The organism is Flavobacterium sp. (assembly GCF_044339515.1).
Lineage (GTDB): Bacteria > Bacteroidota > Bacteroidia > Flavobacteriales > Flavobacteriaceae > Flavobacterium.
Window position 1 is genome coordinate 1 of the sequence record NZ_JBIIVK010000044.1, and the last position, 24,845, is coordinate 24,845.

At 35.4% G+C, this 24,845-nt stretch carries 37 protein-coding genes; 35 read left to right on the plus strand and 2 right to left on the minus strand.

What is annotated here, in order from left to right:
• Positions 1–161: 161 nt before the first annotated feature.
• A complete protein-coding gene (locus ACIQ0M_RS11705; protein WP_396152451.1) occupies positions 162–1,835 on the minus strand; it encodes a hypothetical protein in 1,674 nt (557 codons plus the stop codon).
• Positions 1,836–2,166: 331 nt separating this feature from the next.
• Here ACIQ0M_RS11705 and rpsL point away from each other — a divergent pair, with 331 nt between their 5' ends.
• The 34 genes from rpsL to eno all read left to right on the plus strand — a co-directional run bounded on the left by rpsL (position 2,167) and on the right by eno (position 22,293).
• Positions 2,167–2,571, plus strand: a complete 405-nt coding sequence (gene rpsL, locus ACIQ0M_RS11710) for a 30S ribosomal protein S12 (protein WP_129463124.1) — start codon at positions 2,167–2,169, stop codon at positions 2,569–2,571.
• A 23-nt stretch (positions 2,572–2,594) separates the two neighbouring features.
• Positions 2,595–3,071 carry a 30S ribosomal protein S7 gene (gene rpsG, locus ACIQ0M_RS11715; protein WP_396152453.1) on the plus strand — a complete coding sequence of 159 codons (477 nt, stop codon included), beginning with the start codon at positions 2,595–2,597 and terminating at the stop codon, positions 3,069–3,071.
• Positions 3,072–3,081: 10 nt separating this feature from the next.
• Positions 3,082–5,238: an elongation factor G gene (gene fusA, locus ACIQ0M_RS11720; RefSeq protein WP_396152455.1), complete on the plus strand. Its 2,157-nt coding sequence runs from the start codon at positions 3,082–3,084 to the stop codon at positions 5,236–5,238.
• An 11-nt stretch (positions 5,239–5,249) separates the two neighbouring features.
• Positions 5,250–5,555: a 30S ribosomal protein S10 gene (gene rpsJ / locus ACIQ0M_RS11725; RefSeq protein WP_026710316.1), complete on the plus strand. Its 306-nt coding sequence runs from the start codon at positions 5,250–5,252 to the stop codon at positions 5,553–5,555.
• Between the two features lie 108 nt (positions 5,556–5,663).
• Positions 5,664–6,281: a 50S ribosomal protein L3 gene (gene rplC, locus ACIQ0M_RS11730; RefSeq protein WP_396152458.1), complete on the plus strand. Its 618-nt coding sequence runs from the start codon at positions 5,664–5,666 to the stop codon at positions 6,279–6,281.
• Positions 6,281–6,910, plus strand: a complete 630-nt coding sequence (gene rplD / locus ACIQ0M_RS11735) for a 50S ribosomal protein L4 (RefSeq protein ID WP_396152460.1) — start codon at positions 6,281–6,283, stop codon at positions 6,908–6,910. Before rplC ends, rplD begins: the two co-directional genes overlap by 1 nt.
• 6 nt (positions 6,911–6,916) lie before the next feature.
• A complete protein-coding gene (gene rplW / locus ACIQ0M_RS11740; protein WP_396152462.1) occupies positions 6,917–7,207 on the plus strand; it encodes a 50S ribosomal protein L23 in 291 nt (96 codons plus the stop codon).
• A gap of 6 nt (positions 7,208–7,213) precedes the next feature.
• The gene (gene rplB / locus ACIQ0M_RS11745; protein WP_396152464.1) at positions 7,214–8,038 is read left to right on the plus strand and encodes a 50S ribosomal protein L2; all 825 of its coding nucleotides are present in this window, start codon (positions 7,214–7,216) and stop codon (positions 8,036–8,038) included.
• A 10-nt stretch (positions 8,039–8,048) separates the two neighbouring features.
• Positions 8,049–8,327: a 30S ribosomal protein S19 gene (gene rpsS / locus ACIQ0M_RS11750; RefSeq protein ID WP_396152466.1), complete on the plus strand. Its 279-nt coding sequence runs from the start codon at positions 8,049–8,051 to the stop codon at positions 8,325–8,327.
• A gap of 6 nt (positions 8,328–8,333) precedes the next feature.
• On the plus strand, positions 8,334–8,744 hold the full coding sequence (gene rplV, locus ACIQ0M_RS11755) for a 50S ribosomal protein L22 (protein ID WP_129463116.1): 411 nt from the start codon (positions 8,334–8,336) through the stop codon (positions 8,742–8,744).
• An 8-nt stretch (positions 8,745–8,752) separates the two neighbouring features.
• Positions 8,753–9,502, plus strand: a complete 750-nt coding sequence (rpsC, locus tag ACIQ0M_RS11760) for a 30S ribosomal protein S3 (RefSeq protein ID WP_112086727.1) — start codon at positions 8,753–8,755, stop codon at positions 9,500–9,502.
• A 19-nt stretch (positions 9,503–9,521) separates the two neighbouring features.
• A complete protein-coding gene (gene rplP / locus ACIQ0M_RS11765; RefSeq protein WP_112086726.1) occupies positions 9,522–9,941 on the plus strand; it encodes a 50S ribosomal protein L16 in 420 nt (139 codons plus the stop codon).
• A 13-nt stretch (positions 9,942–9,954) separates the two neighbouring features.
• Entirely contained in the window at positions 9,955–10,146 is a 192-nt protein-coding gene (gene rpmC, locus ACIQ0M_RS11770) for a 50S ribosomal protein L29 (protein WP_129463114.1), read from the plus strand.
• 17 nt (positions 10,147–10,163) lie between these two features.
• On the plus strand, positions 10,164–10,424 hold the full coding sequence (gene rpsQ, locus ACIQ0M_RS11775; RefSeq protein WP_129463113.1) for a 30S ribosomal protein S17: 261 nt from the start codon (positions 10,164–10,166) through the stop codon (positions 10,422–10,424).
• A gap of 2 nt (positions 10,425–10,426) precedes the next feature.
• Positions 10,427–10,795 (plus strand): 50S ribosomal protein L14, encoded by a 369-nt coding sequence (rplN, locus tag ACIQ0M_RS11780; RefSeq protein ID WP_007803649.1) that lies wholly within the window; start codon positions 10,427–10,429, stop codon positions 10,793–10,795.
• 11 nt (positions 10,796–10,806) lie between these two features.
• Positions 10,807–11,121 carry a 50S ribosomal protein L24 gene (rplX, locus tag ACIQ0M_RS11785; protein ID WP_396152469.1) on the plus strand — a complete coding sequence of 105 codons (315 nt, stop codon included), beginning with the start codon at positions 10,807–10,809 and terminating at the stop codon, positions 11,119–11,121.
• A 2-nt stretch (positions 11,122–11,123) separates the two neighbouring features.
• Positions 11,124–11,675, plus strand: a complete 552-nt coding sequence (rplE, locus tag ACIQ0M_RS11790; protein WP_396152471.1) for a 50S ribosomal protein L5 — start codon at positions 11,124–11,126, stop codon at positions 11,673–11,675.
• Positions 11,676–11,678: 3 nt separating this feature from the next.
• Complete coding sequence (rpsN, locus tag ACIQ0M_RS11795) at positions 11,679–11,948, plus strand: 30S ribosomal protein S14 (RefSeq protein WP_129463110.1); 270 nt, start codon at positions 11,679–11,681, stop codon at positions 11,946–11,948.
• 140 nt (positions 11,949–12,088) lie between these two features.
• Positions 12,089–12,487, plus strand: coding sequence for a 30S ribosomal protein S8 (gene rpsH / locus ACIQ0M_RS11800; RefSeq protein ID WP_396152473.1), 399 nt, complete (start codon positions 12,089–12,091; stop codon positions 12,485–12,487).
• 16 nt (positions 12,488–12,503) lie between these two features.
• Positions 12,504–13,046, plus strand: a complete 543-nt coding sequence (gene rplF / locus ACIQ0M_RS11805; protein WP_396152475.1) for a 50S ribosomal protein L6 — start codon at positions 12,504–12,506, stop codon at positions 13,044–13,046.
• Between the two features lie 11 nt (positions 13,047–13,057).
• Positions 13,058–13,411 (plus strand): 50S ribosomal protein L18, encoded by a 354-nt coding sequence (gene rplR, locus ACIQ0M_RS11810; RefSeq protein ID WP_396152477.1) that lies wholly within the window; start codon positions 13,058–13,060, stop codon positions 13,409–13,411.
• Positions 13,412–13,417: 6 nt separating this feature from the next.
• On the plus strand, positions 13,418–13,942 hold the full coding sequence (rpsE, locus tag ACIQ0M_RS11815; protein WP_112086718.1) for a 30S ribosomal protein S5: 525 nt from the start codon (positions 13,418–13,420) through the stop codon (positions 13,940–13,942).
• 14 nt (positions 13,943–13,956) lie between these two features.
• The gene (gene rpmD, locus ACIQ0M_RS11820; RefSeq protein ID WP_396152479.1) at positions 13,957–14,139 is read left to right on the plus strand and encodes a 50S ribosomal protein L30; all 183 of its coding nucleotides are present in this window, start codon (positions 13,957–13,959) and stop codon (positions 14,137–14,139) included.
• 11 nt (positions 14,140–14,150) lie between these two features.
• Positions 14,151–14,603 (plus strand): 50S ribosomal protein L15, encoded by a 453-nt coding sequence (rplO, locus tag ACIQ0M_RS11825; protein WP_129463104.1) that lies wholly within the window; start codon positions 14,151–14,153, stop codon positions 14,601–14,603.
• A 12-nt stretch (positions 14,604–14,615) separates the two neighbouring features.
• Positions 14,616–15,962, plus strand: coding sequence for a preprotein translocase subunit SecY (secY, locus tag ACIQ0M_RS11830; protein ID WP_396152481.1), 1,347 nt, complete (start codon positions 14,616–14,618; stop codon positions 15,960–15,962).
• 5 nt (positions 15,963–15,967) lie between these two features.
• A complete protein-coding gene (gene infA / locus ACIQ0M_RS11835) occupies positions 15,968–16,183 on the plus strand; it encodes a translation initiation factor IF-1 (RefSeq protein WP_112086714.1) in 216 nt (71 codons plus the stop codon).
• Between the two features lie 12 nt (positions 16,184–16,195).
• Positions 16,196–16,312, plus strand: a complete 117-nt coding sequence (ykgO, locus tag ACIQ0M_RS11840) for a type B 50S ribosomal protein L36 (RefSeq protein WP_084139925.1) — start codon at positions 16,196–16,198, stop codon at positions 16,310–16,312.
• Positions 16,313–16,314: 2 nt separating this feature from the next.
• Positions 16,315–16,689, plus strand: coding sequence for a 30S ribosomal protein S13 (rpsM, locus tag ACIQ0M_RS11845; RefSeq protein WP_129463102.1), 375 nt, complete (start codon positions 16,315–16,317; stop codon positions 16,687–16,689).
• Positions 16,690–16,697: 8 nt separating this feature from the next.
• Positions 16,698–17,081 carry a 30S ribosomal protein S11 gene (rpsK, locus tag ACIQ0M_RS11850; protein ID WP_129463101.1) on the plus strand — a complete coding sequence of 128 codons (384 nt, stop codon included), beginning with the start codon at positions 16,698–16,700 and terminating at the stop codon, positions 17,079–17,081.
• A 117-nt stretch (positions 17,082–17,198) separates the two neighbouring features.
• Positions 17,199–17,804 carry a 30S ribosomal protein S4 gene (gene rpsD / locus ACIQ0M_RS11855; RefSeq protein ID WP_129463100.1) on the plus strand — a complete coding sequence of 202 codons (606 nt, stop codon included), beginning with the start codon at positions 17,199–17,201 and terminating at the stop codon, positions 17,802–17,804.
• A 21-nt stretch (positions 17,805–17,825) separates the two neighbouring features.
• Positions 17,826–18,818: a DNA-directed RNA polymerase subunit alpha gene (locus ACIQ0M_RS11860; RefSeq protein ID WP_129463099.1), complete on the plus strand. Its 993-nt coding sequence runs from the start codon at positions 17,826–17,828 to the stop codon at positions 18,816–18,818.
• A gap of 62 nt (positions 18,819–18,880) precedes the next feature.
• Positions 18,881–19,387 carry a 50S ribosomal protein L17 gene (gene rplQ / locus ACIQ0M_RS11865; RefSeq protein WP_396152485.1) on the plus strand — a complete coding sequence of 169 codons (507 nt, stop codon included), beginning with the start codon at positions 18,881–18,883 and terminating at the stop codon, positions 19,385–19,387.
• Positions 19,388–19,719: 332 nt separating this feature from the next.
• Positions 19,720–20,838, plus strand: coding sequence for a glutamine-hydrolyzing carbamoyl-phosphate synthase small subunit (gene carA, locus ACIQ0M_RS11870; protein WP_396152487.1), 1,119 nt, complete (start codon positions 19,720–19,722; stop codon positions 20,836–20,838).
• A 162-nt stretch (positions 20,839–21,000) separates the two neighbouring features.
• The gene (gene eno / locus ACIQ0M_RS11875) at positions 21,001–22,293 is read left to right on the plus strand and encodes a phosphopyruvate hydratase (RefSeq protein WP_396152489.1); all 1,293 of its coding nucleotides are present in this window, start codon (positions 21,001–21,003) and stop codon (positions 22,291–22,293) included.
• A gap of 49 nt (positions 22,294–22,342) precedes the next feature.
• Here eno and ACIQ0M_RS11880 read toward each other — a convergent pair whose 3' ends face one another.
• The gene (locus ACIQ0M_RS11880; RefSeq protein WP_396152492.1) at positions 22,343–23,134 is read right to left on the minus strand and encodes a helix-turn-helix domain-containing protein; all 792 of its coding nucleotides are present in this window, start codon (positions 23,132–23,134) and stop codon (positions 22,343–22,345) included.
• 356 nt (positions 23,135–23,490) lie between these two features.
• On the opposite strand from ACIQ0M_RS11880, the gene ACIQ0M_RS11885 reads away from it, so the two are divergent.
• The gene (locus ACIQ0M_RS11885; RefSeq protein ID WP_396152494.1) at positions 23,491–24,675 is read left to right on the plus strand and encodes a T9SS type A sorting domain-containing protein; all 1,185 of its coding nucleotides are present in this window, start codon (positions 23,491–23,493) and stop codon (positions 24,673–24,675) included.
• Positions 24,676–24,845 lie beyond the last annotated feature (170 nt).

Here is a 24,845-nt window from a genome sequence, read left to right on the forward strand (position 1 = left end):
TTTCACTTTTTATTATATCTTTGTCAAGTACACTGTACATAAGGGTTGATTTTGAAATGATTATGTTTTGCAACACAAATTTCGTCAACCCTTTTATATTTACAAAATAAGTTTAAATCACTTCAATGAGTCGGTTGTTGTAAGTGTCGTTTGTTAGTTATTTAAAAGTTTGTTTTAAAACTAATATGAACAATCGAATTGGAAAGTTTAATTTCCTGATTGCCCACACTTCCATTGGCATAAACCAAATTAAAAAGTCCGTTTTTGGTTAACAGTCCAAAACCAAAACCTAATCCTAGAAGGGAATCACTAAAATCGATTGTTTTATCTTGGTAATAGCCATAATCAATAATGGAATGGATAAATATTCCGGAAGAAAGAACATAACGGTATTCCGTTAGAATAGACGAAAACAAATTTCCTTGCAAAGTGTTTTCATTAAAACCCCGAATCGAATTAATTCCACCAAAGCGATGTAATTCATTTACTATGTAAGCATCACTTTTGAGGTAATAACTCTGCGATTTCATATGAACAATATTTTTAGCGTTCAAATACAAGTTATGCCTTAGTTCCAGCTGACCGAACAACTGACTTTGTGAATCGTTTTTAGAATCCCGATTTCCTAAACCAAGTTTTAAATCAAAAGCAGTTTTTTCAGGAAATAAAAAGTCATCGGTTTTAAAATCAGTGTATTCAAACTGTCCAGTTACAAAAGAATTTTTAAAATCACTGATAAAACTGGAATTTGTATTTTGAATATCACTTGATTCGGTGGATTGATACCCTAAATAAGCTCTTGTATTATAGGTGAAAAGATAACCTAAATCAATTGATGTACGTGTGTTTTGAAATGTACTATCTTGCTTAAAAATCTGTAATTCCGTTTTCAATCCCAAAGAGCTTTTAAAAAGATACGGAATTTGCAAGCCGGCATTAAATGTAGTCTGCTCATTGCCGTCGCTTTTCCAAAATATTGAAAACTGTTCCCCTGAATTCAAAAGGTTGTGCAAAAGCAAATCCACATAACCATTAAAATTTATTTTTCCGCCTTCGTCGTTATTAAAACCTACAAAACCATCAAATCGGTTGGCTTTTGCTTTTTCTAAATACACATAGACTTTGGTAGAATCTTGGGTAAACAGAATTTCAGGATATTTTGTTTGTCGCACAAATCGAAAGCCTTCCACCGTTTTATATAACTTATCTAGATTTGATTGATTAAACGTTTGTTTGGCATACATTTTTTTTAAATTGATTCGATGACTTTCCGGAAACTTTTCAAAACCATCAATCACAATGTCGTTTAAAGCTCTTTGTTTGTTTGGTTTGATCATCAAATCGGCATAAAGCAAATTTTCTTGCGTTCTAAAATTTTCTAACTTTAATTGAGCCAACGAATAACCGGTTGCTTCCAATCGTTTCAAAATACCGGACATAAAAGGTTCCACATTTTCAATCGGAAGCTTTAATTCTCCATTATCCACCTTAAAATCCTCACCCAAAAAAGGCAACATTTCTTTACCTATATATATATGTAATTGCGAAGTTCTTTTTCTTAACCTATATTCAAACAGAAAAGTAGAATCGTTTGCTTTTTTATTACTCAAGTTTTCGCTTTCCAAATAACCCAATTCAAAAAGCTTCTTGCTAAACAGTTTTGTTTCATCCACAACACCTTTTGCATTCACAAATTGTTTGGCATAACCAATTGAATCAATTTTTTTTGTTTCTTCAGTAGTCGAGCCTTCGATGGTTAAATAGACATTTTGAGCCTTTCCGAAACAGAAAAACAATACAAACAAGACGATAAATAAAACCCTTTTCAAAACCATTTTTAATTTCGATAAAAGTAACGCAAAAAAAGGATATATGGTATACGGGCTTTCCATTGCAATCAGGGGCAGGGGAGAGGCAATGTCAAGAGTCAATATCAAAAATCAATGTCAATATCAAAAATTACAAATTTAAAAACTACGAACTCCCACCTTCCATCTTCCATCCAAAAACTAAGCAACTCAGCACCTCAGTACCTTAGTAACTCAAAAAATCCCAACTAAAACAAAATAAATAAATTATGATTTGTTTTAACAAAAAAAAGTACTACATTTGCAACCCCTTAAAATAGGGTAATTTTAAAAAACATAGAAATTTTTAGTATTAATTATGCCAACAATTCAACAATTAGTAAGAACAGGGAGAGCCCAAATAACTAAGAAGAGTAAATCGGCTGCTTTAGATTCTTGTCCTCAACGAAGAGGTGTGTGTACTCGTGTTTACACAACGACGCCTAAAAAACCAAACTCAGCAATGAGAAAAGTGGCTAGGGTTCGTTTAACAAACGGAAACGAGGTAAATGCCTACATTCCTGGAGAAGGACACAATCTACAAGAGCACTCGATAGTATTAGTTAGAGGCGGAAGGGTAAAAGATTTACCAGGTGTTAGATACCATATCGTTCGTGGTGCATTAGATACTGCTGGAGTAGCAGGTCGTACGCAACGTCGTTCAAAATATGGAGCAAAACGTCCAAAACCAGGTCAACCAGCAGCACCCGCAAAGAAAAAGTAATTAGAAACTTTTAAAGAAAAGACATGAGAAAAAGACAGGCCAAAAAAAGACCTCTTTTACCGGATCCAAAATTTAATGATCAATTGGTAACACGTTTTGTAAACAACTTAATGTGGGATGGTAAAAAATCTACCGCTTTCAAAGTATTCTATGAGGCTTTAGAAATAGTAGAAATAAAAAAGCAAGATGCTGAAAAATCTGCTTTAGAAGTATGGAAAGATGCATTAACAAACGTTATGCCTCACGTAGAAGTTCGTTCACGTAGAGTGGGTGGAGCTACTTTCCAAATTCCAATGCAAATTCGTCCGGATAGAAAGATTTCCTATGCTATCAAATGGATGATTCTTTATGCAAGAAGAAGAAACGAAAAATCAATGGCAGCTAAATTAGCTTCAGAAATTTTAGCAGCAGCTAAAGAAGAAGGAGCAGCAGTTAAGAAAAGAATGGATACGCACAAAATGGCAGAAGCTAACAAAGCGTTCTCTCACTTTAGATTTTAATTCATAAGAAATGGCTAGAGATTTAAAATACACAAGAAATATCGGAATTGCAGCTCATATTGATGCTGGTAAAACTACCACAACGGAGCGTATTCTATTTTATACCGGAAAATCACACAAAATTGGTGAAGTACACGATGGTGCTGCAACAATGGACTGGATGGCACAAGAGCAAGAGAGAGGTATTACAATTACTTCTGCTGCTACTACTTGTGAGTGGAATTTCCCAACCAATCAAGGAAAACCAACGGCGGAATCAAAACCGTATCACTTTAACATTATTGATACTCCCGGACACGTGGATTTTACCGTTGAGGTAAACCGTTCATTACGCGTTCTAGACGGATTAGTGTTCTTGTTTAGTGCAGTGGATGGTGTTGAGCCACAATCTGAAACTAACTGGAGACTTGCTGATCAGTACCGAGTACCAAGAATGGGATTTGTTAACAAAATGGACCGTCAAGGGTCTAACTTCTTAGGAGTTTGTCAACAAGTTAGAGATATGTTGAAATCAAATGCGGTTGCGATTACATTGCCAATCGGAGATGAAATCGATTTTAAAGGAGTTGTAGATTTAGTTAAAAACCAAGCAATTGTTTGGCATGACGAAACACAAGGAGCAACTTTTGACATCGTTGATATTCCAGCTGATATGATGGACGAAGTAAAAAAATACCGTTCAATTTTAATTGAAGCGGTTGCAGATTACGACGAAAATTTACTTGACAAGTACATGGAGGACGAAAACTCTATTACTGAAGAAGAAATAAACAATGCATTACGTGCAGCAACAATTGATATGGCTATCATTCCTATGATTGCCGGATCTTCTTTCAAAAACAAAGGAGTACAATTCATGTTGGATGCTGTTTGTAAATATTTACCTTCTCCTATGGATAAAGAAGGTATTGTTGGGACTCATCCTGATGATACTGATTTATTAGAAGAAGATCAAAGAAAAATTTTACGTCGTCCAGATCCAAAAGAGCCATTCGCTGCTCTAGCATTCAAGATCGCAACTGACCCATATGTTGGTCGTTTGGCTTTCTTCCGTGCTTATTCAGGTCGTTTAGATGCTGGTTCATATATTTTAAATACACGTTCAGGTAATAAAGAAAGAATTTCTCGTATCTACCAAATGCACGCTAACAAACAAAATCCAATCGAATTTATTGAGGCTGGAGATATTGGAGCAGCAGTTGGATTTAAAGATATTAAAACAGGAGATACAATGTGTGATGAAAAACACCCAATTGTATTAGAGAGTATGAAATTCCCTGATCCTGTAATCGGTATCGCAATTGAGCCTAAAACTAAAGCTGACGTGGATAAAATGGGTATGGCTTTAGCCAAATTAGCTGAAGAAGATCCAACATTTACTGTTAGAACAGATGAAGCTTCAGGACAAACAATCATTTCAGGAATGGGTGAGTTACACTTAGACATTCTTGTAGATCGTATGAAAAGAGAGTTCAAAGTGGAAGTAAACCAAGGCGAGCCTCAAGTAGAATACAAAGAAGCTTTCACTAAGTCTGCTCAACACAGAGAAACTTACAAAAAACAATCAGGAGGTCGTGGTAAATTCGGTGATATTGTATTCCGTTTAGAACCGGCTGATGAGGTTGATGGGAAACCATTTGTAGGTCTTCAGTTTGTGAATGAAGTAAAAGGGGGTAACGTTCCTAAAGAATATATTCCTTCTGTTGAAAAAGGTTTTAGAGAAGCTATGAAGCAAGGTCCTTTAGCAGGATACGCGGTTGATAGTTTGAAAGTAACTTTGTTAGACGGATCGTTCCACCCTGTGGATTCGGATGCACTTTCGTTTGAATTGGCTGCAAAAATGGGTTACAAAGAGGTTGCAAAAGCTGCCGGAGCTGTAATTCTTGAGCCAATCATGAAAATTGAAGTAATTACTCCGGAAGAAAATATGGGTGATATCGTAGGGGATTTGAACCGTCGTAGAGGTCAAGTAAACGACATGGGTGATAGAGCCGGTGCAAAAACGATTAAAGCGTTTGTGCCACTATCTGAAATGTTTGGTTATGTAACTACTTTAAGAACACTGTCTTCTGGTAGAGCAACTTCAACAATGGAATTTTCACATTACGAACAAACTCCTTCAAACATCTCTGAAGAAGTTATCAAAAAAGCAAAAGGTAACGCTTAATTCTAACGAAAATGAGTCAAAAAATCAGAATAAAATTAAAATCTTACGATCACATGTTGGTGGATAAATCAGCAGAGAAAATCGTAAAAACGGTAAAAAGTACCGGAGCAGTTGTAACTGGACCAATTCCGTTACCAACGCACAAAAAAATATTCACTGTATTACGTTCTCCTCACGTTAACAAAAAAGCAAGAGAGCAGTTTGAAGTGAGTTCATACAAAAGATTGTTAGATATCTATTCTTCTTCTTCTAAAACTATTGATGCTCTAATGAAATTAGAGTTGCCAAGTGGAGTAGAAGTTGAAATCAAAGTGTGATAAATGTTCAAAGATGAAAGTATTAAGTGATAAGAAAATCTCTTATTGCTTAGTACTCTTGTCTTAATTACGGAAAAAGAATTTTTAATAATTTATAAATAGTTTAATATGTCTGGGTTAATTGGAAAAAAAATCGGCATGACTAGCATTTTCGACGAGAATGGGAAAAATATTCCTTGCACCGTGATTGAAGCAGGTCCATGTGTCGTTACCCAAGTCAGAACCAAAGCGGTTGACGGGTATGAAGCGTTTCAGCTTGGTTTCGATGACAAAACAGAAAAACACGCAACTAAAGCGGCCATAGGTCACTTTAAAAAAGCGGGAACTTCTGCAAAGAAAAAAGTCGTTGAATTCCAAGATTTTGAAACAGAGTATAAATTAGGTGATTTAGTCACTGTAGAACAATTCAGCGAAGGAGAATTTGTTGATGTACAAGGTGTATCAAAAGGGAAAGGTTTCCAAGGGGTTGTAAAGCGTCACGGTTTTGGTGGTGTTGGACAAGCTACTCACGGACAACACAACCGTTTAAGAGCACCAGGTTCTGTTGGAGCTTCTTCTTACCCATCTAGAGTATTCAAAGGAATGCGTATGGCAGGAAGAACTGGAGGAGACAATGTAACAATTCAAAACCTTAGAGTTTTAAAAGTAGTAGCAGATAAAAATTTGTTATTAGTAAAAGGATGCGTTCCTGGACATAAAAACTCTTATGTAATCATTCAGAAGTAATGGAAGTAAAAGTTTTAGATATCAACGGAAAAGATACAGGCAGAAAAGTTCAACTTTCTGACGCTGTTTTCGCTATCGAGCCTAACAAACATGCTATCTATCTTGATGTTAAACAATATCTTGCCAACCAAAGACAAGGTACTCACAAAGCAAAAGAGAGAGCAGAAGTAACAGGAAGTACTCGAAAAATTAAGAAACAAAAAGGAACAGGTACAGCTCGTGCCGGTAGTATCAAGAATCCATTGTTCAAAGGTGGAGGTACAGTTTTCGGTCCTAGACCAAGAAGCTATTCTTTCAAATTGAACAAAACTTTAAAAAGATTAGCTCGTAAATCGGCCTTCTCTCAAAAAGTAAAAGATTCAGAATTAGTAGTGGTAGAAGATTTTAATTTTGACACACCAAGCACTAAGAATTTTATTACAGTTCTGAAAGCCTTAGGGTTAGAAAATAAAAAATCTCTATTTGTGTTGGGCGATACAAATAAAAATGTATATTTGTCGTCACGCAATTTAAAGGCTTCTAAAGTTGTAACAACCTCAGAATTAAGCACTTATGCTATTTTGAACACAAATAATTTAGTGCTTTTAGAGAGTTCTTTGGAAGGAATTGAAGAAAATTTAAGTAAATAATAGGCCATGAGTATCATAATTAAACCTATCATAACTGAAAAAATCACGAAGCAAAGTGAATTAAACAATCGTTATGGTTTTGTAGTGGACAAAAAAGCAAATAAAATTCAAATCAAAAATGCAGTTGAAACTGCTTATGGTGTGAAGATTGTTGCCATAAACACTATGAATGTTAGACCAGATCGTTCTGTAAAATACACAAAAAGTGGAATGATAAGTGCAAAAACGAATTCTTTCAAAAAAGCTATCGTTGAAGTGCAAGAAGGAGAAACAATTGATTTTTATAACAATATCTAATAAGTAATGTCAGTTAGAAAATTAAAACCTATTACCCCGGGTCAGCGTTTTAGAGTTGTGAATGGTTTTGACGCCATTACAACTGATAAGCCGGAAAAGTCATTATTGGCACCGAAAAATAACTCAGGAGGTAGAAATAGTCAAGGAAAAATGACCATGCGTTACACAGGCGGTGGTCACAAACAAAAGTATCGCATCATTGATTTTAAAAGAACGAAAGCAGGTATTCCAGCTACTGTAAAATCAATTGAGTATGATCCAAACAGAACAGCTTTTATCGCTTTGTTAAGTTACGCAGATGGTGCTAAAACCTATGTGATTGCTCAAAACGGTTTAAATGTTGGTCAAATCGTAACTTCAGGTGAAGAGGCTGCTCCGGAAATCGGAAATGCTTTACCGTTAAGTAAAATTCCACTAGGAACAGTAATTTCTTGTATTGAGTTAAGACCTGGTCAAGGAGCAATTATTGCTCGTTCTGCCGGGACCTTTGCTCAATTAATGGCAAGAGATGGAAAATATGCCACTATCAAAATGCCTTCCGGCGAAACAAGATTAATCTTGTTAACTTGTATGGCTACAATTGGTGCAGTGTCTAACTCCGATCATCAGTTGATTGTTTCTGGTAAAGCCGGTAGATCAAGATGGTTAGGTAGAAGACCAAGAACAAGACCAGTTGCAATGAACCCTGTTGATCACCCAATGGGTGGTGGTGAAGGACGTTCTTCTGGAGGTCACCCACGCTCTAGAAACGGTATTCCTGCAAAAGGTTATAGAACTCGTTCTAAAGTGAGCCCAAGTAATAAGTATATTGTTGAACGCAGAAAGAAATAATTAGATAGACATGGCACGTTCATTAAAAAAAGGACCATTCGTACATTATAAATTAGATAAAAAAGTTCTTGAGAATATCGAGAAATCAAACAAAGCAGTGATCAAAACTTGGTCAAGAGCTTCAATGATTACTCCAGATTTCGTAGGAAAAACAATCGCAGTACACAATGGTCGTCAGTTTGTTCCAGTTTATGTAACTGAAAACATGGTAGGACACAAGTTAGGAGAATTTTCACCCACAAGATCATTTAGAGGTCATGCCGGTGCTAAAAATAAAGGTAAAAAATAAGAAGCAATGGGAGTTCGTAAAAGAGAAACAGCAGATGCGAGAAAAGAGGCTAATAAGTCGATAGCTTTCGCGAAATTGAATAACTGCCCTACTTCACCTAGAAAAATGCGCTTGGTTGCAGACTTGGTAAGAGGTCAGAAAGTGGAAAGAGCACTAAATGTATTACGATTTAGTCAAAAAGAAGCTTCAAGAAAATTAGAAAAATTGTTGTTATCAGCTATTGCCAACTGGCAAGCTAAAAACGCAGAAGCTAGTATTGAAGAAGCTGCTTTATTTGTAAAAGAGATCAGAGTTGACGGTGGAATGATGTTAAAAAGACTTCGTCCGGCTCCTCAAGGTCGTGCACACAGAATTAGAAAACGTTCAAATCACGTAACAATCGTGCTTGGAGCTAGTAATAACACACAAAGCAATTAATAAATAAGATGGGACAAAAGACAAATCCAATAGGAAACAGACTTGGGATCATCAGAGGATGGGATTCAAACTGGTATGGTGGAAATGATTACGGTGATAAAATTGCCGAAGATTATAAAATCAGAAAGTATATCCATGCTCGTTTATCAAAAGCTAGTGTATCAAAAGTAATCATCGAGAGAACTTTAAAACTTGTAACCGTTACTATCACTACTGCTAGACCTGGTATTATCATTGGGAAAGGCGGACAAGAGGTAGACAAGTTGAAAGAAGAACTTAAGAAAATTACTGACAAAGAGGTTCAAATTAACATCTTTGAAATTAAAAGACCTGAGTTAGACGCTTATTTAGTTGCAACAAGTATCGCTCGTCAAATCGAAAGCCGTATTTCATACAGAAGAGCTATTAAAATGGCTATCGCAGCAGCAATGCGTATGAATGCAGAAGGTATTAAAGTTTTGATTTCCGGTCGTTTGAATGGTGCTGAAATGGCACGTTCAGAAGGTTTCAAAGAAGGTAGAATTCCTCTATCAACTTTCAGAGCCGACATTGATTATGCTTTGGCTGAAGCTCACACTACTTATGGTAGAATGGGTATCAAAGTATGGATCATGAAAGGTGAAGTTTACGGAAAGAGAGATCTTTCTCCATTAGTAGGCATGGATAAAAAACAAGCCGGTGGTGGTGGAAACAAAGGTGGTGATGCTCCAAGAGGAGGAAAACCAAACGGAAAATCAAACCCACGTAAAAGAAAGTAATTTTTTAAATTAAAGAAAAATGTTACAGCCTAAAAGAACAAAATACCGTAAGGTACAAAAAGGTAGAATGAAAGGTGATTCTCAAAGAGGTCACGAGCTTTCAAACGGGATGTTCGGAATAAAATCAATGGATTCTTCGTTCTTAACTTCTCGCCAAATCGAAGCAGCTCGTATTGCAGCTACTCGTTTTATGAAAAGAGAGGGGCAATTATGGATCAAAATTTTCCCGGATAAACCAATCACTAAGAAGCCTCTTGAAGTACGTATGGGTAAAGGTAAAGGTGCAGTTGAATATTGGGCTGCCGTTGTTAAACCCGGAAGAATTATGTTTGAAGTAGGAGGTGTGCCTTTGGCCGTTGCAAAAGAAGCGTTACGCTTAGCAGCTCAAAAGCTTCCTGTTAAAACTAAGTTTGTCGTTGCTAGAGATTTCGAAGCATAATCTTATATACATTATGAAACAATCAGAAATTATAAGTCTATCTGTAGCTGAGTTACAAGAACAACTTAGTCAGTCAAGAAAAACGTATGCCGACCTAAAAACGACTCATACTATTTCTCCAATTCAAAATCCGCTTCAAATTAGAAAGATGAGAAGAACAATTGCGAGATTAGTTACTGAGCTAAGTAAAAGAGAGTTACAATAATTGTATTCTGCTGAAAGATGGAAGAAAAAAGAAATTTAAGAAAAGAAAGAATTGGTGTAGTTACGAGCAACAAAATGGAGAAATCTATCGTTGTTTCTGAAACAAGAAAAGTAAAACACCCATTATACGGTAAGTTCGTGTTAAAAACAAAGAAATATGTTGCACACGACGAAACAAATGACTGTAACATTGGAGATACGGTAAGAATCAGCGAAACGCGTCCTTTAAGTAAGTCTAAATGTTGGAGATTAGTTGAAATCATTGAAAGAGCGAAGTAATTATGGTACAACAAGAATCTAGATTAAAAGTAGCAGATAACACAGGAGCAAAAGAAGTTTTGACTATCCGTGTTTTAGGAGGAACGAAACGTCGTTATGCCTCTGTTGGAGATAAAATTGTAGTTTCAATAAAAGACGCAACACCTAACGGAAACGTAAAAAAAGGTGCTGTATCAACTGCAGTTGTTGTACGAACTAAAAAAGAAGTGAGAAGAGCTGATGGATCTTATATCCGTTTTGACGATAACGCATGTGTATTGTTGAACGCGGCAGGTGAAATGAGAGGAACTCGTGTTTTTGGTCCGGTTGCAAGAGAGCTTCGTGAAAAACAATTCATGAAAATTGTATCATTAGCACCTGAAGTGCTTTAATTCGATTGATGATGACAAAGTTAAAAATTAAATCAGGAGATATTGTAAGAGTTATTGCAGGCGACCATAAAGGTTCTGAAGGTAAAGTTTTACGTGTTTTCGTAGATGCAAATAAAGCGATTGTTGAAGGAACAAACATGGTTTCAGTTCACACTAAACCAAGTGCAAAAAATCCTCAAGGTGGAATCGTGAAGAAAGAAGCTCCTATTCAAATATCAAACTTGTCTTTAATTGACCCAAAGTCAAAGAAAGTAACTAAAGTTGGATTTAAAGTAGAAGGAGATAAGAAAGTAAGATTTTCAAAAAAATCTAATCAAGTATTATAGTAATGGCTTATATCCCTAGACTAAAAGAAGAATATAAAAGCAGAGTTATTCCTGCTTTGAAAGAAGAGTTCGGTTACAAAAACGTGATGCAAGTTCCAAAACTTGAAAAAATCGTTGTTAGCCGTGGTGTTGGTGCTGCCGTATCAGACAAGAAATTAGTTGATTATGCAGTAGACGAGTTGACAAAAATTACTGGTCAAAAAGCTTTAGCTACTATTTCTAAAAAAGACGTTGCGTCTTTTAAATTAAGAAAAGGTATGCCAATTGGTGCTAAAGTTACTTTGCGTGGCGAGAGAATGTATGAATTCTTAGATAGATTGATTACATCTTCTTTACCTCGTGTAAGAGATTTTGGTGGAATTAAAGCTACTGGTTTTGACGGTAGAGGTAACTACAATCTTGGAGTACTTGAACAAATCATTTTCCCTGAAATTGATATTGATAAAGTAAACAAAATTTCAGGAATGGACATTACTTTTGTTACAACGGCCAAAACCGACAAGGAAGCAAAATCATTATTAGCAGAATTAGGATTACCTTTTAAAAAGAATTAAGATATGGCTAAAGAATCAATGAAAGCCCGCGAGGTAAAAAGACAAAAAGCGGTAGATAAGTATGCTGAAAAAAGAAAAGCTTTATTAGAAGCTGGTGATTATGAAGGCTTACAAAAATTACCGAGAAATGCTTCTCCAGTTCGTTTACACAATCGTTGTAAATTAACAGGAAGACCAAGAGGGTATATGAGACAATTCGGTATTTCACGTGTAACTTTTCGTGAAATGGCTAACCAAGGATTAATTCCAGGAGTAAAGAAAGCTAGCTGGTAGTTAGTTTATTTCAGCAGATAATTGTACATTTGCCGGATTTTTGCCGGTAACGTACAATTATCTACTTTAAAAAATGTGTTTAATGGTTTCAGGTTCAGCGGAATAGTTCCTCTGAAAACCGTTGCCAAAATTTTATAAATATGTATACAGATCCTATTGCAGATTATCTAACAAGAGTTAGAAATGCAGTGAAAGCCAATCACAAAGTGGTGGAAATTCCTGCTTCTAACCTTAAAAAAGAAATCACAAAGATTTTATTCGATCAAGGTTATATCCTAAGCTACAAGTTTGATGATAGTACTATTCAAGGTACAATCAAAATCGCTCTTAAGTACGATAAAGTAACGAAAGAGCCTGTAATTAGAGATATCCAAAGAATTAGTAAACCAGGTTTACGTAAATATGCAGGTTCTTCGAATCTTCCAAGAATCCTTAACGGATTAGGAATTGCAATTGTTTCAACGTCTAAAGGTCTTATGACCGGAAAGCAAGCAAAACAATTGAACGTTGGTGGAGAGGTAATTTGTTACGTATACTAATAAACAAGACTGAACGATGTCAAGAATAGGTAAAAATCCAGTTGAAATTCCATCAGGCGTAACTTTAGAAGTAAACGAAGGTGTAATTACAGTAAAAGGAAAATTAGGTCAATTATCACAGGAGTTTTCGGACGTAACTGTTAAAGTTGAAGAAGGTCAAGTATTGGTGGAAAGATCATCTGACCACAAAGATCATAGAGCTAAACATGGTTTGTATAGAGCTTTAATCAGTAACATGATTAACGGTGTATCAAACGGTTTTACAAAAGAATTAGAGTTAGTAGGGGTAGGGTACAGAGCTTCTAATCAAGGTCAAAAATTAGATCTTGCTTTAGGATTTTCTCACAACATCGTTTTAGAAATTGCTCCAGAAGTTAAATTGGAAACTATTTCAGAAAAAGGTAAAAACCCAATCGTTAAACTAACCTCTCACGATAAACAACTTTTAGGTCAGGTTGCCGCTAAAATTAGAGGTTTCCGTCGTCCAGAACCTTACAAAGGAAAAGGAGTTAAATTCGTAGGTGAAGTATTAAGAAGAAAAGCAGGTAAATCAGCTTAAAAATTAAGATTATGTCATTAACAAAATCTGATAGAAGACAGAGAATTAAGTTCAGAATTAGAAAGATTGTAAGCGGAACTGCTACTAAACCAAGACTTTCTGTATTCAGAAGCAACAAAGAAATCTACGCACAGTTGATAGATGACTTAAACGGAGTAACTATTTTGGCTGCATCCTCTAGAGATAAAGGGGTAGATACAAAAGGTACTAATGTTGAAGTGGCTAACGCAGTAGGAAAATTAGTTGCTGAAAAAGCATTGAAAGCTGGTATTGAAACAGTAACTTTCGATAGAGGAGGATACTTATACCACGGTCGTATTAAATCATTAGCAGAAGGAGCGAGAGCTGCCGGACTTAAATTCTAAGAAATTATGTATAATAAATACAAAAACGTAGAGTTAGTAAAACCTAGTGGTCTTGAATTAAAAGATCGTTTGGTAAGTGTAAATCGTGTTACCAAAGTAACAAAAGGTGGTAGAGCATTTGGTTTTTCTGCTATTGTTGTGGTAGGTGATGAAAATGGAGTAGTTGGACACGGATTAGGAAAATCTAAAGATGTATCAGAAGCAATCGCTAAGGCTGTGGAAGATGCTAAGAAAAATTTAGTAAAGATTCCTCTAAGTGGTCAATCAGTTCCTCACGAACAAAAAGGAAAATTTGGTGGAGCTCGTGTATTTTTAATGCCTGCCTCTCACGGTACAGGAGTTATTGCTGGTGGTGCTGTTCGTTCAGTACTTGAATCAGTTGGAATTCACGATGTATTATCAAAATCTCAAGGATCTTCAAATCCTCACAACGTAGTAAAAGCAACTTTTGATGCTTTACTTCAAATGAGAAGTGCTTATACAGTGTCTAAGCAAAGAGGAATTTCTTTAGAGAAAGTATTTAAAGGTTAATATACAAGGAAATTATGTCAAAGATTTTAGTAAAACAAGTAAAAAGTCAAATCAACTGTCCTCAAACACAAAAGAGAACATTGGTTTCTTTGGGTCTTAAAAGATTAGGACAAGTAGTAGAGCATGAAAATTCATCTGCTATCCTTGGTATGGTAAATAAAGTTAAACACTTAGTTTCTGTTGAAGAAGCTAAATAACACTATTCAAAATGAATTTAAGTAACTTACAACCAGCTGAAGGTTCAACACATAACCAAAATAAAAGATTAGGTAGAGGAGAAGGATCCGGTAAAGGTGGAACTGCGTCACGTGGTCACAAAGGAGCAAAATCTCGTTCTGGTTATTCTAAAAAGATTGGTTTTGAAGGAGGTCAAATGCCACTTCAAAGACGTGTACCTAAGTTTGGATTTAAAAATATCAATAGAGTAGATTATCAAGGAATCAACCTTGATACACTACAAGCTTTAGTGGATAACGGAACAGTAACTGATACAGTAGATTTCGCTACTATCATTGACAACCGTTTAGCTACTAAAAACGAATTGGTAAAAGTATTAGGTCGAGGTGAATTAAAAGCGAAATTAAAAGTAACCGCTCACAAATTTACTGCTACTGCAAAAGCAGCAATCGAAGCTGCCGGTGGTGAAGCTGTAACTTTATAATTTACTGACTGTATGAAGAAATTTTTTGAAGCACTCGCAAACGTTTGGAAAATAGAAGAACTAAAGAACCGAATTATGGTGACTTTGGGTTTACTGTTAGTTTATCGTTTTGGAGCACAGGTTACTTTACCGGGAATCGATGCAACTAAGTTAGAAGGCTTAGCATCGCAAACAGACCAAGGAATCGGTTCGATTCTGAATATGTTTACCGGAGGAGCATTTTCACAAGCATCTGTTTTTGCTTTGGGAATTATGCCCTACATTTCTGCATCCATCGTGGTGCAATTAATGGGAATCGCAGTTCCTTATTTACAAAAACTGCAAAAGGACGGTGAGAGTGGTAGAAAAAAAATCAATCAGATTACACGTTGGTTAACTATTGCTATCACCTTAGTTCAAGGTCCTGGTTACATTTATAATTTGTACAGAACCTTACCATCTGAAGCATTTTTATTAGGATTTAATTCATTCTCATTCCTCTTTTCAGCTGTAGTTATTCTTGTAACAGGGACTATTTTTGCGATGTGGTTAGGTGAAAAAATTACCGATAAAGGAATTGGTAACGGTATCTCCTTATTAATTATGGTAGGTATCATAGCTCGTTTACCCGAAGCATTTTTACAAGAATTTGTTTCAACAGTATCACAAGATCAAGGAGGTCCGGTTAAATTAGTATTTGAAGTTGTTCTTTGGTTATTAATTATCATAGCTAGTATTCTTTTGGTCATGGCGGTACGCAAAATACCAGTTCAATATGCCAGAAGAACAGCTGGTGGAGATTTTGAACAAGATATGATGGGTGGTAACAGGCAGTTCATTCCTTTGAAGCTCAATGCATCAGGAGTTATGCCAATTATTTTTGCACAGGCAATTATGTTTATTCCTGCTGCAGTAGCCGGTCTTTCATCCACTGAAATGGCTCAATCCGTTACAGGAGCTTTTAGTGATATGTTTGGATTTTGGTACAATGTTGTTTTTGCCTTGTTAATCATCGTTTTTACGTATTTTTACACTGCAATTACAGTACCAACCAATAAAATGGCTGATGATTTAAAAAGAAGTGGTGGATTTATACCGGGTATCAGACCTGGTTTAGAAACATCTGATTTTTTAGATAAAGTGATGTCTTTAATTACATTACCGGGTTCTCTTTTCTTAGCACTTATTGCAGTATTTCCTGCAGTTGTGGTTAATTTGATGGGAGTTCAACAAAACTGGGGAATGTTCTTTGGTGGTACATCCTTATTAATTATGGTAGGAGTTGCAATTGATACTATGCAGCAGATAAATTCTTATTTGTTGAATAGACATTATGATGGTTTAATGAAAAGTGGTAAAAATAGAAAAGCTGTAGCTTAATTTTTATGGCAAAACAATCAGCAATAGAACAAGACGGATCAATCATCGAAGCATTATCAAATGCAATGTTCCGCGTAGAATTAGAAAATGGTCACGTTGTGATTGCTCATATTTCCGGTAAAATGCGAATGCATTATATTAAATTATTACCTGGTGATAAAGTAAAATTGGAAATGAGCCCTTACGACCTGACAAAAGCAAGAATTACTTATAGATATTAAAGCTATTTCACAATGAAAGTAAGAGCATCAGTAAAGAAAAGAAGTGCCGAATGCGTAATCGTTCGCAGAAAAGGCAGATTGTACGTTATTAACAAAAAGAATCCTAGATTTAAACAAAGACAAGGATAATTATGGCAAGAATCGCAGGGGTAGATATACCTAAAAACAAAAGAGGAGTTATTGCTTTAACCTATATCTTCGGTATCGGAAAAAGCAGAGCTATTGAGATTTTAGAAAAAGCTCAAGTTAGTCAAGACAAGAAAGTTCAAGATTGGAACGACGACGAAATCGGAGGAATCCGTGACGCCGTATCCTATTACAAAATTGAAGGAGAATTGCGTTCAGAAGTTTCCCTACACATCAAACGTCTTATGGACATCGGGTGCTATAGAGGAATCCGTCATAGAGCTGGTCTTCCGTTAAGAGGACAAAGAACTAAAAACAATTCAAGAACAAGAAAAGGTAAAAGAAAAACTGTTGCTAACAAGAAAAAAGCAACTAAATAATAAGTAATATGGCTAAGACAACAACAAAAAAACGTAAAGTTATCGTTGAATCAACGGGTGAAGCTCATATTAATGCAACTTTTAACAACATTATTATTTCCCTTACGAATAAAAAAGGTGAAGTAATTTCTTGGTCTTCTGCCGGTAAAATGGGTTTTAGAGGATCTAAAAAGAACACACCTTATGCCGCTCAAATGGCAGCAGAAGATTGTTCAAAAGTAGCACTTGAGGCTGGTTTAAAGAAAGTAAAAGTGTATGTGAAAGGACCAGGAAACGGACGTGAGTCTGCTATCCGTTCTATCCATAACGGCGGAATCGAAGTAACTGAAATTATCGATGTTACTCCAATGCCACACAACGGATGTAGACCTCCAAAAAGAAGAAGAGTTTAATGATTAACTGATTTATTTCAGTTCTTTATAATTTTTATTTAAGTATAACCCAAGGTAGAGACCGATTATCGAAGGATTTGACCTGAATTCATAATCACTACCTTAAAACAATTTAAAATGGCAAGATATACTGGTCCAAAAACTAAAATAGCTCGTAAGTTTGGCGAAGCTATATTCGGAGAAGACAAAGCCTTCGAAAAAAGAAATTACCCTCCAGGGCAACATGGTTTAGCCAAAAGAAGAGGAAAAAAATCTGAATATGCAGTTCAGTTGATGGAAAAGCAAAAAGCAAAGTACACTTACGGAATTCTTGAAAAACAATTCAGAAATTTATTTGAAAAAGCAGCAGCATCAAAAGGTGTAACCGGTGAAATCCTTTTACAACTTTGCGAAGCTCGTTTAGACAACGTGGTTTACAGAATGGGTATTGCTCCATCAAGAAGAGCAGCTCGTCAAATCGTTGGACACAGACACATCACTGTGAATGGTGAAATCGTGAATGTTCCTTCTTACCACCTAAAACCTGGCGATAAAGTTGCTGTTCGTGAAAAATCTAAATCTGTTGAAGCTATCAACAACTCGTTAGCAAGTGCTAGCAAAGTTTATGAGTGGATCACTTGGAACAATGATACCAAAGAAGGTACTTTTGTAACCGTACCACAACGTTTACAAATCCCAGAAAACATCAAAGAACAACTAATCGTTGAGTTATACAACAAATAATAATTGACAGTAGTCGTAATTATGGCAATATTTAATTTTCAGAAGCCCGATAAAGTTATCATGATCGATTCAACCGATTTTGAAGGTAAGTTTGAATTCAGACCTTTAGAACCTGGTTACGGATTGACTGTTGGTAATGCACTTAGAAGAGTTTTGCTTTCCGCTCTTGAAGGATATGCAATTACATCTGTACGCATCGAAGGTGTAGATCACGAGTTTTCTACCATCTCAGGAGTAGTAGAAGATGTTACCGAAATCATTTTGAACTTAAAGCAAGTTCGTTTCAAACGTCAAATTGAAGAAGTTGACAATGAAACCGTGACCATCTCTATCTCTGGTAAAGAGCAAATTACAGCTGGTGATTTTCAAAAATTCATTTCAGGTTTCCAAGTATTAAATCCTGAATTGATTATCTGTAATCTTGATTCAAAAGTTAACATCAACATGGAGTTAACCATTGAAAAAGGAAGAGGATACGTTCCTGCAGAAGAAAACAAAAAACAAAACGCAGCCATCGGAACCATTTTCACCGATTCTATTTTTACACCAATCAAAAATGTAAAATATGCAATCGAAAACTTCCGTGTTGAGCAAAAAACAGATTATGAAAAATTAGTTTTTGAAATCAAAACTGATGGTTCAATCAATCCAAAAGATGCTTTAACAGAAGCTGCTAAAGTTTTAATTCACCATTTCATGTTGTTCTCAGATGAAAGAATCACTTTGGAAGCTGACGAAATTGCACAAACAGAATCGTATGACGAGGAGTCATTACACATGAGACAATTGCTTAAAACAAAGCTTGTGGACATGGATCTTTCTGTAAGAGCTTTAAATTGTTTGAAAGCGGCTGAAGTTGATACATTAGGTGATTTAGTATCATTCAATAAAAATGACTTGATGAAATTCCGTAATTTCGGTAAGAAATCATTGACCGAGCTTGATGAGCTTGTAGCAATCAAAAACTTACATTTCGGAATGGATTTGTCAAAATATAAACTAGATAAAGAATAAATTACTTCATATTTTGCTCTCCAAAGCGGATTGAAGCAAGATGAAGGTTAAAAAAACACGTCATGAGACACGGAAAAAAAGTAAACCATTTAAGCAGACAACAAGGTCACAGAAGATCAATGTTGGCGAACATGGCTTGTTCATTAATTGAACACAAAAGAATCAATACAACAGTTGCTAAAGCAAAAGCATTGAAACAATTTGTAGAACCATTGATCACAAAATCTAAAGAAGATACTACGCACAACAGACGTATTGTTTTTGCTTACTTGAGAAATAAATATGGTGTTACCGAACTTTTTAGAGAAGTAGCAGCAAAAGTAGGTGACCGTCCGGGTGGTTACACACGTATCATCAAGTTAGGAAATCGTTTGGGAGATAACGCTGATATGGCGATGATCGAATTAGTAGATTTCAATGAACTATACAACGGAGGTAAAAAAGAAGAGAAAAAAGCAAAAAGCCGTCGTGGTGGAAAAGCTAAAAAAGCTGAAACTACTGCTCCGGAAGCAAAAGAACCGGAAGCACCGGCAGCTGATTCAACTCCAACAACCGAAGCTACAGAATAATGAAATTCATTATCAAATAATAAAAAAGGATAAACTTTCGAGTTTGTCCTTTTTTTTTTATTAATGCTGAATCTATTTCAGTTTCAGAAGCGAGCGGCTCGGGCTTTTTCAGGAAATCATTTTCCCGCTTTCCGCTATATCTTTTGCTCCGTAAACTACACAAAAGGATACCGCTGCAATCGGGGCTAAAAGTAAACCATAAAAATATTGAATTCCATATGAAGCCATCATCAAAACCTTAGTGCCTCAGAACCTCAGTCCCTCAGCCCCTCAGAAAAAAAAACTTTCCCAAATTCAGAATTTAAACTAAATTTGCAAAACAACACACAACAATGAACTACACCACACGACAACCGGCCATCCTTTTACTTGCAGATGGCACCATTTTTCACGGAAAATCAATCGGAATCAGCGGAAAAACCTTCGGCGAAGTCTGCTTCAACACCGGAATGACCGGATATCAGGAAATCTTCACTGATCCTTCTTATTTCGGACAAATCATGGTAGCCACTAATGCTCACATTGGAAATTATGGCGTAAATGACCAAGAAGTTGAATCAGATTCCATTAAAATAGCCGGATTAGTTTGCAAAAATTTCAGCTTCAATTATTCCCGCCCTGATGCTGCCGGTAGTTTATTTGACTATTTCAAAAAACAAAACCTAATCGCCATTTCCGATGTTGATACACGAGCTTTAGTAAGCTACATCCGTGACAACGGTGCACAAAATGCAGTAATTTGCACCGATGGAACATTAATTGAAGATTTAAAAACGCAATTAGCCAACGTTCCAGATATGAAAGGATTGGAGTTAGCCTCTACCGTTTCAACCAAAGAACCCTATTTTTTCGGAGACGAAAAAGCAACTTACAAAATTTCAGCATTAGATTTAGGTATTAAAACCAACATCCTTCGCAACTTAGCCAAAAGAGATTGCTACATCAAAGTATTTCCATACAACGCATCGTATGCCGATTTGCAAAGTTTCAATCCCGATGGTTACTTTTTGTCCAACGGTCCCGGCGACCCGGAACCATTAACTGGCGTAATCGATGTAGCGAAACAAATCATAGCCGACAATAAACCACTATTCGGCATCTGTCTTGGTCATCAAATCATTGGTTTAGCCAACGGCATTTCTACTTATAAAATGTTCAACGGACATCGCGGAATCAATCATCCCGTAAAAAATCTAATCACCGGAAAAGGAGAAATCACCTCTCAAAACCATGGATTTGCTGTGGTTCGCGAAGAACTGGAAAAGCATCCCGATTTAGAAATTACACACGTTCATCTTAACGACGGAACTGTGGCCGGAATGCGAATGAAATCGAAAAACTGCTTCTCAGTCCAATATCATCCTGAGGCTAGTCCCGGACCACATGATTCATCGTATTTGTTTGATGATTTTATTAGTAATATTAAAAAATCAAGTTTACAAGAAGTATAAATTTAATAGTGCCTGACAGTTTTTTTAATTGTCAGGCCTTTTTTTATACTAAAACGTTTGCGTTTATAACTTTCTTAAATTATATAAAATTCCAAATTTAGAATCCTTAAATTTGTGTATCATTCAAAAAAAGTAACTAAAAAATAATAAATAAACAGTATCATGAGTATTATTATCAAAGTACATGCAAGACAAATTCTTGATTCAAGAGGAAATCCAACGGTAGAAGTGGATGTTATTACAGAAAACGGAATTTTAGGAAGAGCAGCCGTTCCATCAGGAGCTTCCACCGGCGAACATGAAGCAGTAGAACTTCGTGATGGTGGAAAAGCCTACATGGGGAAAGGAGTTTTAAAGGCTGTAGATAATGTCAATACAATCATCGCAGAGGAAATTGTTGGCATGTCAGTTTTTGAACAAAATCAAATCGACAAAACCATGATTGAATTGGATGGTACACCAAATAAATCAAATTTAGGTGCTAATGCAATTCTTGGTGTTTCTTTAGCCGTTGCAAAAGCAGCTGCTAATGAATTAGGAATGCCATTATACCGTTATGTAGGTGGAGTATCTGCAAACACGTTACCAGTTCCAATGATGAACATCATCAACGGTGGTTCGCATTCCGATGCTCCGATTGCGTTCCAAGAATTCATGATTATGCCGGTGAAAGCAACCAGTTTTACACATGCCATGCAAATGGGAACGGAGATTTTTCACAACTTGAAAAAAGTATTACACGACCGTCATTTGTCAACGGCAGTGGGAGATGAAGGTGGTTTTGCACCTAACTTAGCCGGAGGAACAGAAGATGCATTAGATTCTATCAAATTGGCAGTTGAAAATGCAGGTTATACTTTTGGAGAAGATGTAATGATTGCCTTAGATTGTGCAGCTGCAGAATTTTATGTAAACGGAAATTATGATTACAAAAAATTTGAAGGTGAAACAGGAAAAATCAGAACTTCTGCCGAACAAGCCGAATATTTAGCTGAATTAGCTTCAAAATATCCAATCATTTCCATCGAAGACGGAATGGACGAAAATGACTGGGATGGTTGGAAATATTTAACGGACCTTATCGGAGATAAAGTACAATTAGTGGGTGACGATTTGTTTGTAACTAACGTGCAGCGTTTATCCACCGGAATTCAAAAAGGAATTGCCAATTCAATCTTAGTAAAAGTAAACCAAATCGGAACATTAACAGAGACGATTGCAGCAGTAAATATGGCTCATAATGCAGGATATACTTCAGTAATGTCACATCGTTCAGGAGAAACAGAAGACAACACCATTGCGGATTTAGCTGTAGCATTAAATTGTGGTCAAATTAAAACCGGTTCGGCTTCGCGTTCTGACCGTATGGCAAAATACAATCAATTACTTCGTATTGAAGAAGAATTAGGAAGTGTGGCTTATTTTCCAGGAAAGAAAGCATTTAAACAAAAATAATATTTCGATTAAATAGTTAAAGCCCGGAAATTCCGGGCTTTTTTTATATTTAAGAAGTAGTGATTTCTTTTATTTTATAAAGTAAAATGATCTGTAAAATTGTTAACGAAATTAATAAGAAAGCACCAATTAAAAATAGAAACACAACAATAAATGTTGCTCCGGTTATAATTAGAAATATTCCGGTTAACGTAGGTAAATTTTTATCTAAATGCGATTTCAATCGTAAAACGCCAATTCCATTCAACACATAAGCACATCCAAACAGGATGGATAAAATCACCAAGAAATATTCTTCGGAATCTAGCGGATTATACCAAGTAAAAATATCAAAAACATAACCCATTCCGAAAGTGAAAATGACAACAATAGCACTTATTCGCAATAAATAATTTGAAAAAATAGTTCCACTTACCACAAATCCGCTGTAGAAAAATACCATACTAACCAACGAAATCAATTTAACACAAATGTAAATTGGAGTGGATGATTGTACTGTTTTGAAATCTTCAATGTCAAGATCAAAATAGACTTCTACGAAACCTATAAAAAAGTATACAATTCCTGAAATGATGGCCAAGTTCAAGCCAAAAAGTTGCATTTTTGAAATGCTCCACCTAGTTTTATCTTCATTAGGGAACAATAATTTTATGTTTTCGAAATTGTAATCTAATGCAGCCAAAATGGTTTTAATGGTAAAACTTCTTGGAGTTACCTCTCCGGCCTCAATGCGTTGTATGGTTCGAACGCTAATATTACATTTTTCTACTAACTCTTCTTGCGTTAGTCCTTTTTCGTTTCGTAAGTTGGAAATTATCTTACCTAGTTCAGGTTGTTTCATGATTTGATGATTAAATTTTGAGCAATACTACAAACCTTCTTTTTTTGTTGCAATTATTTTGGGAGGATTTGACCTGACATTTACCCGACATTTTATTTTTATTTCAAAGCGGTTCTTAAATAAGCTTGATTTGTTGAATTATAAATGTGTAATTCCTTCATTTTTATATAATTTGATATGTATTTCATTACAAGGTATGCTTACATTTAACATTTCAACGAAAATATAGAACTGTTAACAGATAATATATCGATTAAAACAATGACTTTATTACATTTGCTCAGCAATAAATTGAAAAATATTTGTTAATAAAGTTAAAAGAAATTTTATTTCTTGACATGTCTCGCATTTTAAATATGAAAACAATTTTGTCATTTTTTTTTGTTTTTATTACTACTATTGGGACTTCCCAAACAGATACTGTTACACAAATTCAGCAATGTGGAACAACTTTAAGTGCAATCAATCAATCCATAGTTGCAGACATTGTTCCAAATGCTGAATTGTATCGTTTTAGAGTAACTAATACTTCTACTAATGTAACTGAGACATTAGATTTTATGCTTCGTGTTTTTAGATTGACACAGCTTACAATTTATGAGTATGATACTGTCTATACAGTTGAAGTTGCGGTCAGGTTAAATGGAGTTTGGAACTCCTTTAGTGAGCCATGTTTTATTACAACGCCATTAATTTTTACCAAAATTCAAGATTCACAATGCCCAACCACTTTATCTACATTCGACGAGATTGTCTATGCTAATCTTGTTCCATTTGCAAAAGGATATCGTTTTCGGGTTACTAACATTCTTAATCCATTAGATGTACAAATTATCGATCGTTTACTGCGTGAGTTCAGAATGAGTTTTTTGATTAATCCTGTCTATAATAATCCTTATAGTGTTGAAGTAGCTGTAAAAAATAATGATGGTACCTATTTGCCATATGGAGAGGGATGTATTGTAACTACACCTTTTTTCCCAACAACAGAAGTTCAATTAGCACAGTGTGATTACACACCAATGTCAAAATCTGAATTAATTTATGCAAATCCAATTGTTGGTGCTACAATATATCGTTTAAAATTAGAAAATGCCAGCCATAATTATTTTGCATTTGTAGACCGTGCAATAAGAACATTTCATTTGAACATGTTTCCCAACTTGATTATGGGTGAAACCTACACTGTAAAAGTAGCTGTAATGATAAATGGTGAGCTTGGTCCTTACGGAAAAGCCTGTACGATTACAGTCCCAATAGTCACCGGTAGAGAGGGCGTAGAACAAAATGAATCTATAAAAGCAGTTGTGTTTTATCCTAATCCTTTTTCAGATTCATTTAACTTTTCGCTCAAATCAAATACTCAAGATATAATTTACTTATCGATTTATGATGTAGCAGGGAGGATGGTTTATCAAAACGAATATCCGTCCAGTCAATCTTCAAATGTTGAAGTAAATCCGCTTGTTTCGAGTGGTATTTATTCTGTTATTCTCCGTCAATCAGATTCTATTTATACTTTTCGAATAGTCAAAAACTAGTTATCATTCTTTCCTTTCCCTTCTTATTTTTAAAAATTTCTTTAATTAAAACCTAAGTAAAATTAAGAAAAAACTGTATTAAAAATTGTTTTTTATTGGAGTTTTGACTTCAAAATCTAATTTTTCATCAAAATTATAAACACTAAAACGTTATAGTTTGTAATATTATA

Excerpts from the sequence above, each read along its gene's own strand:
- ACIQ0M_RS11705 (WP_396152451.1), bottom strand. The coding sequence starts at position 1,835 with ATGGTTTTGAAAAGGGTTTTATTTATCGTCTTGTTTGTATTGTTTTTC.
- rpsL (WP_129463124.1), top strand. The coding sequence starts at position 2,167 with ATGCCAACAATTCAACAATTAGTAAGAACAGGGAGAGCCCAAATAACT.
- rpsG (WP_396152453.1), top strand. The coding sequence starts at position 2,595 with ATGAGAAAAAGACAGGCCAAAAAAAGACCTCTTTTACCGGATCCAAAA.
- fusA (WP_396152455.1), top strand. The coding sequence starts at position 3,082 with ATGGCTAGAGATTTAAAATACACAAGAAATATCGGAATTGCAGCTCAT.
- rpsJ (WP_026710316.1), top strand. The coding sequence starts at position 5,250 with ATGAGTCAAAAAATCAGAATAAAATTAAAATCTTACGATCACATGTTG.
- rplC (WP_396152458.1), top strand. The coding sequence starts at position 5,664 with ATGTCTGGGTTAATTGGAAAAAAAATCGGCATGACTAGCATTTTCGAC.
- rplD (WP_396152460.1), top strand. The coding sequence starts at position 6,281 with ATGGAAGTAAAAGTTTTAGATATCAACGGAAAAGATACAGGCAGAAAA.
- rplW (WP_396152462.1), top strand. The coding sequence starts at position 6,917 with ATGAGTATCATAATTAAACCTATCATAACTGAAAAAATCACGAAGCAA.
- rplB (WP_396152464.1), top strand. The coding sequence starts at position 7,214 with ATGTCAGTTAGAAAATTAAAACCTATTACCCCGGGTCAGCGTTTTAGA.
- rpsS (WP_396152466.1), top strand. The coding sequence starts at position 8,049 with ATGGCACGTTCATTAAAAAAAGGACCATTCGTACATTATAAATTAGAT.
- rplV (WP_129463116.1), top strand. The coding sequence starts at position 8,334 with ATGGGAGTTCGTAAAAGAGAAACAGCAGATGCGAGAAAAGAGGCTAAT.
- rpsC (WP_112086727.1), top strand. The coding sequence starts at position 8,753 with ATGGGACAAAAGACAAATCCAATAGGAAACAGACTTGGGATCATCAGA.
- rplP (WP_112086726.1), top strand. The coding sequence starts at position 9,522 with ATGTTACAGCCTAAAAGAACAAAATACCGTAAGGTACAAAAAGGTAGA.
- rpmC (WP_129463114.1), top strand. The coding sequence starts at position 9,955 with ATGAAACAATCAGAAATTATAAGTCTATCTGTAGCTGAGTTACAAGAA.
- rpsQ (WP_129463113.1), top strand. The coding sequence starts at position 10,164 with ATGGAAGAAAAAAGAAATTTAAGAAAAGAAAGAATTGGTGTAGTTACG.
- rplN (WP_007803649.1), top strand. The coding sequence starts at position 10,427 with ATGGTACAACAAGAATCTAGATTAAAAGTAGCAGATAACACAGGAGCA.
- rplX (WP_396152469.1), top strand. The coding sequence starts at position 10,807 with ATGACAAAGTTAAAAATTAAATCAGGAGATATTGTAAGAGTTATTGCA.
- rplE (WP_396152471.1), top strand. The coding sequence starts at position 11,124 with ATGGCTTATATCCCTAGACTAAAAGAAGAATATAAAAGCAGAGTTATT.
- rpsN (WP_129463110.1), top strand. The coding sequence starts at position 11,679 with ATGGCTAAAGAATCAATGAAAGCCCGCGAGGTAAAAAGACAAAAAGCG.
- rpsH (WP_396152473.1), top strand. The coding sequence starts at position 12,089 with ATGTATACAGATCCTATTGCAGATTATCTAACAAGAGTTAGAAATGCA.
- rplF (WP_396152475.1), top strand. The coding sequence starts at position 12,504 with ATGTCAAGAATAGGTAAAAATCCAGTTGAAATTCCATCAGGCGTAACT.
- rplR (WP_396152477.1), top strand. The coding sequence starts at position 13,058 with ATGTCATTAACAAAATCTGATAGAAGACAGAGAATTAAGTTCAGAATT.
- rpsE (WP_112086718.1), top strand. The coding sequence starts at position 13,418 with ATGTATAATAAATACAAAAACGTAGAGTTAGTAAAACCTAGTGGTCTT.
- rpmD (WP_396152479.1), top strand. The coding sequence starts at position 13,957 with ATGTCAAAGATTTTAGTAAAACAAGTAAAAAGTCAAATCAACTGTCCT.
- rplO (WP_129463104.1), top strand. The coding sequence starts at position 14,151 with ATGAATTTAAGTAACTTACAACCAGCTGAAGGTTCAACACATAACCAA.
- secY (WP_396152481.1), top strand. The coding sequence starts at position 14,616 with ATGAAGAAATTTTTTGAAGCACTCGCAAACGTTTGGAAAATAGAAGAA.
- infA (WP_112086714.1), top strand. The coding sequence starts at position 15,968 with ATGGCAAAACAATCAGCAATAGAACAAGACGGATCAATCATCGAAGCA.
- ykgO (WP_084139925.1), top strand. The coding sequence starts at position 16,196 with ATGAAAGTAAGAGCATCAGTAAAGAAAAGAAGTGCCGAATGCGTAATC.
- rpsM (WP_129463102.1), top strand. The coding sequence starts at position 16,315 with ATGGCAAGAATCGCAGGGGTAGATATACCTAAAAACAAAAGAGGAGTT.
- rpsK (WP_129463101.1), top strand. The coding sequence starts at position 16,698 with ATGGCTAAGACAACAACAAAAAAACGTAAAGTTATCGTTGAATCAACG.
- rpsD (WP_129463100.1), top strand. The coding sequence starts at position 17,199 with ATGGCAAGATATACTGGTCCAAAAACTAAAATAGCTCGTAAGTTTGGC.
- ACIQ0M_RS11860 (WP_129463099.1), top strand. The coding sequence starts at position 17,826 with ATGGCAATATTTAATTTTCAGAAGCCCGATAAAGTTATCATGATCGAT.
- rplQ (WP_396152485.1), top strand. The coding sequence starts at position 18,881 with ATGAGACACGGAAAAAAAGTAAACCATTTAAGCAGACAACAAGGTCAC.
- carA (WP_396152487.1), top strand. The coding sequence starts at position 19,720 with ATGAACTACACCACACGACAACCGGCCATCCTTTTACTTGCAGATGGC.
- eno (WP_396152489.1), top strand. The coding sequence starts at position 21,001 with ATGAGTATTATTATCAAAGTACATGCAAGACAAATTCTTGATTCAAGA.
- ACIQ0M_RS11880 (WP_396152492.1), bottom strand. The coding sequence starts at position 23,134 with ATGAAACAACCTGAACTAGGTAAGATAATTTCCAACTTACGAAACGAA.
- ACIQ0M_RS11885 (WP_396152494.1), top strand. The coding sequence starts at position 23,491 with ATGAAAACAATTTTGTCATTTTTTTTTGTTTTTATTACTACTATTGGG.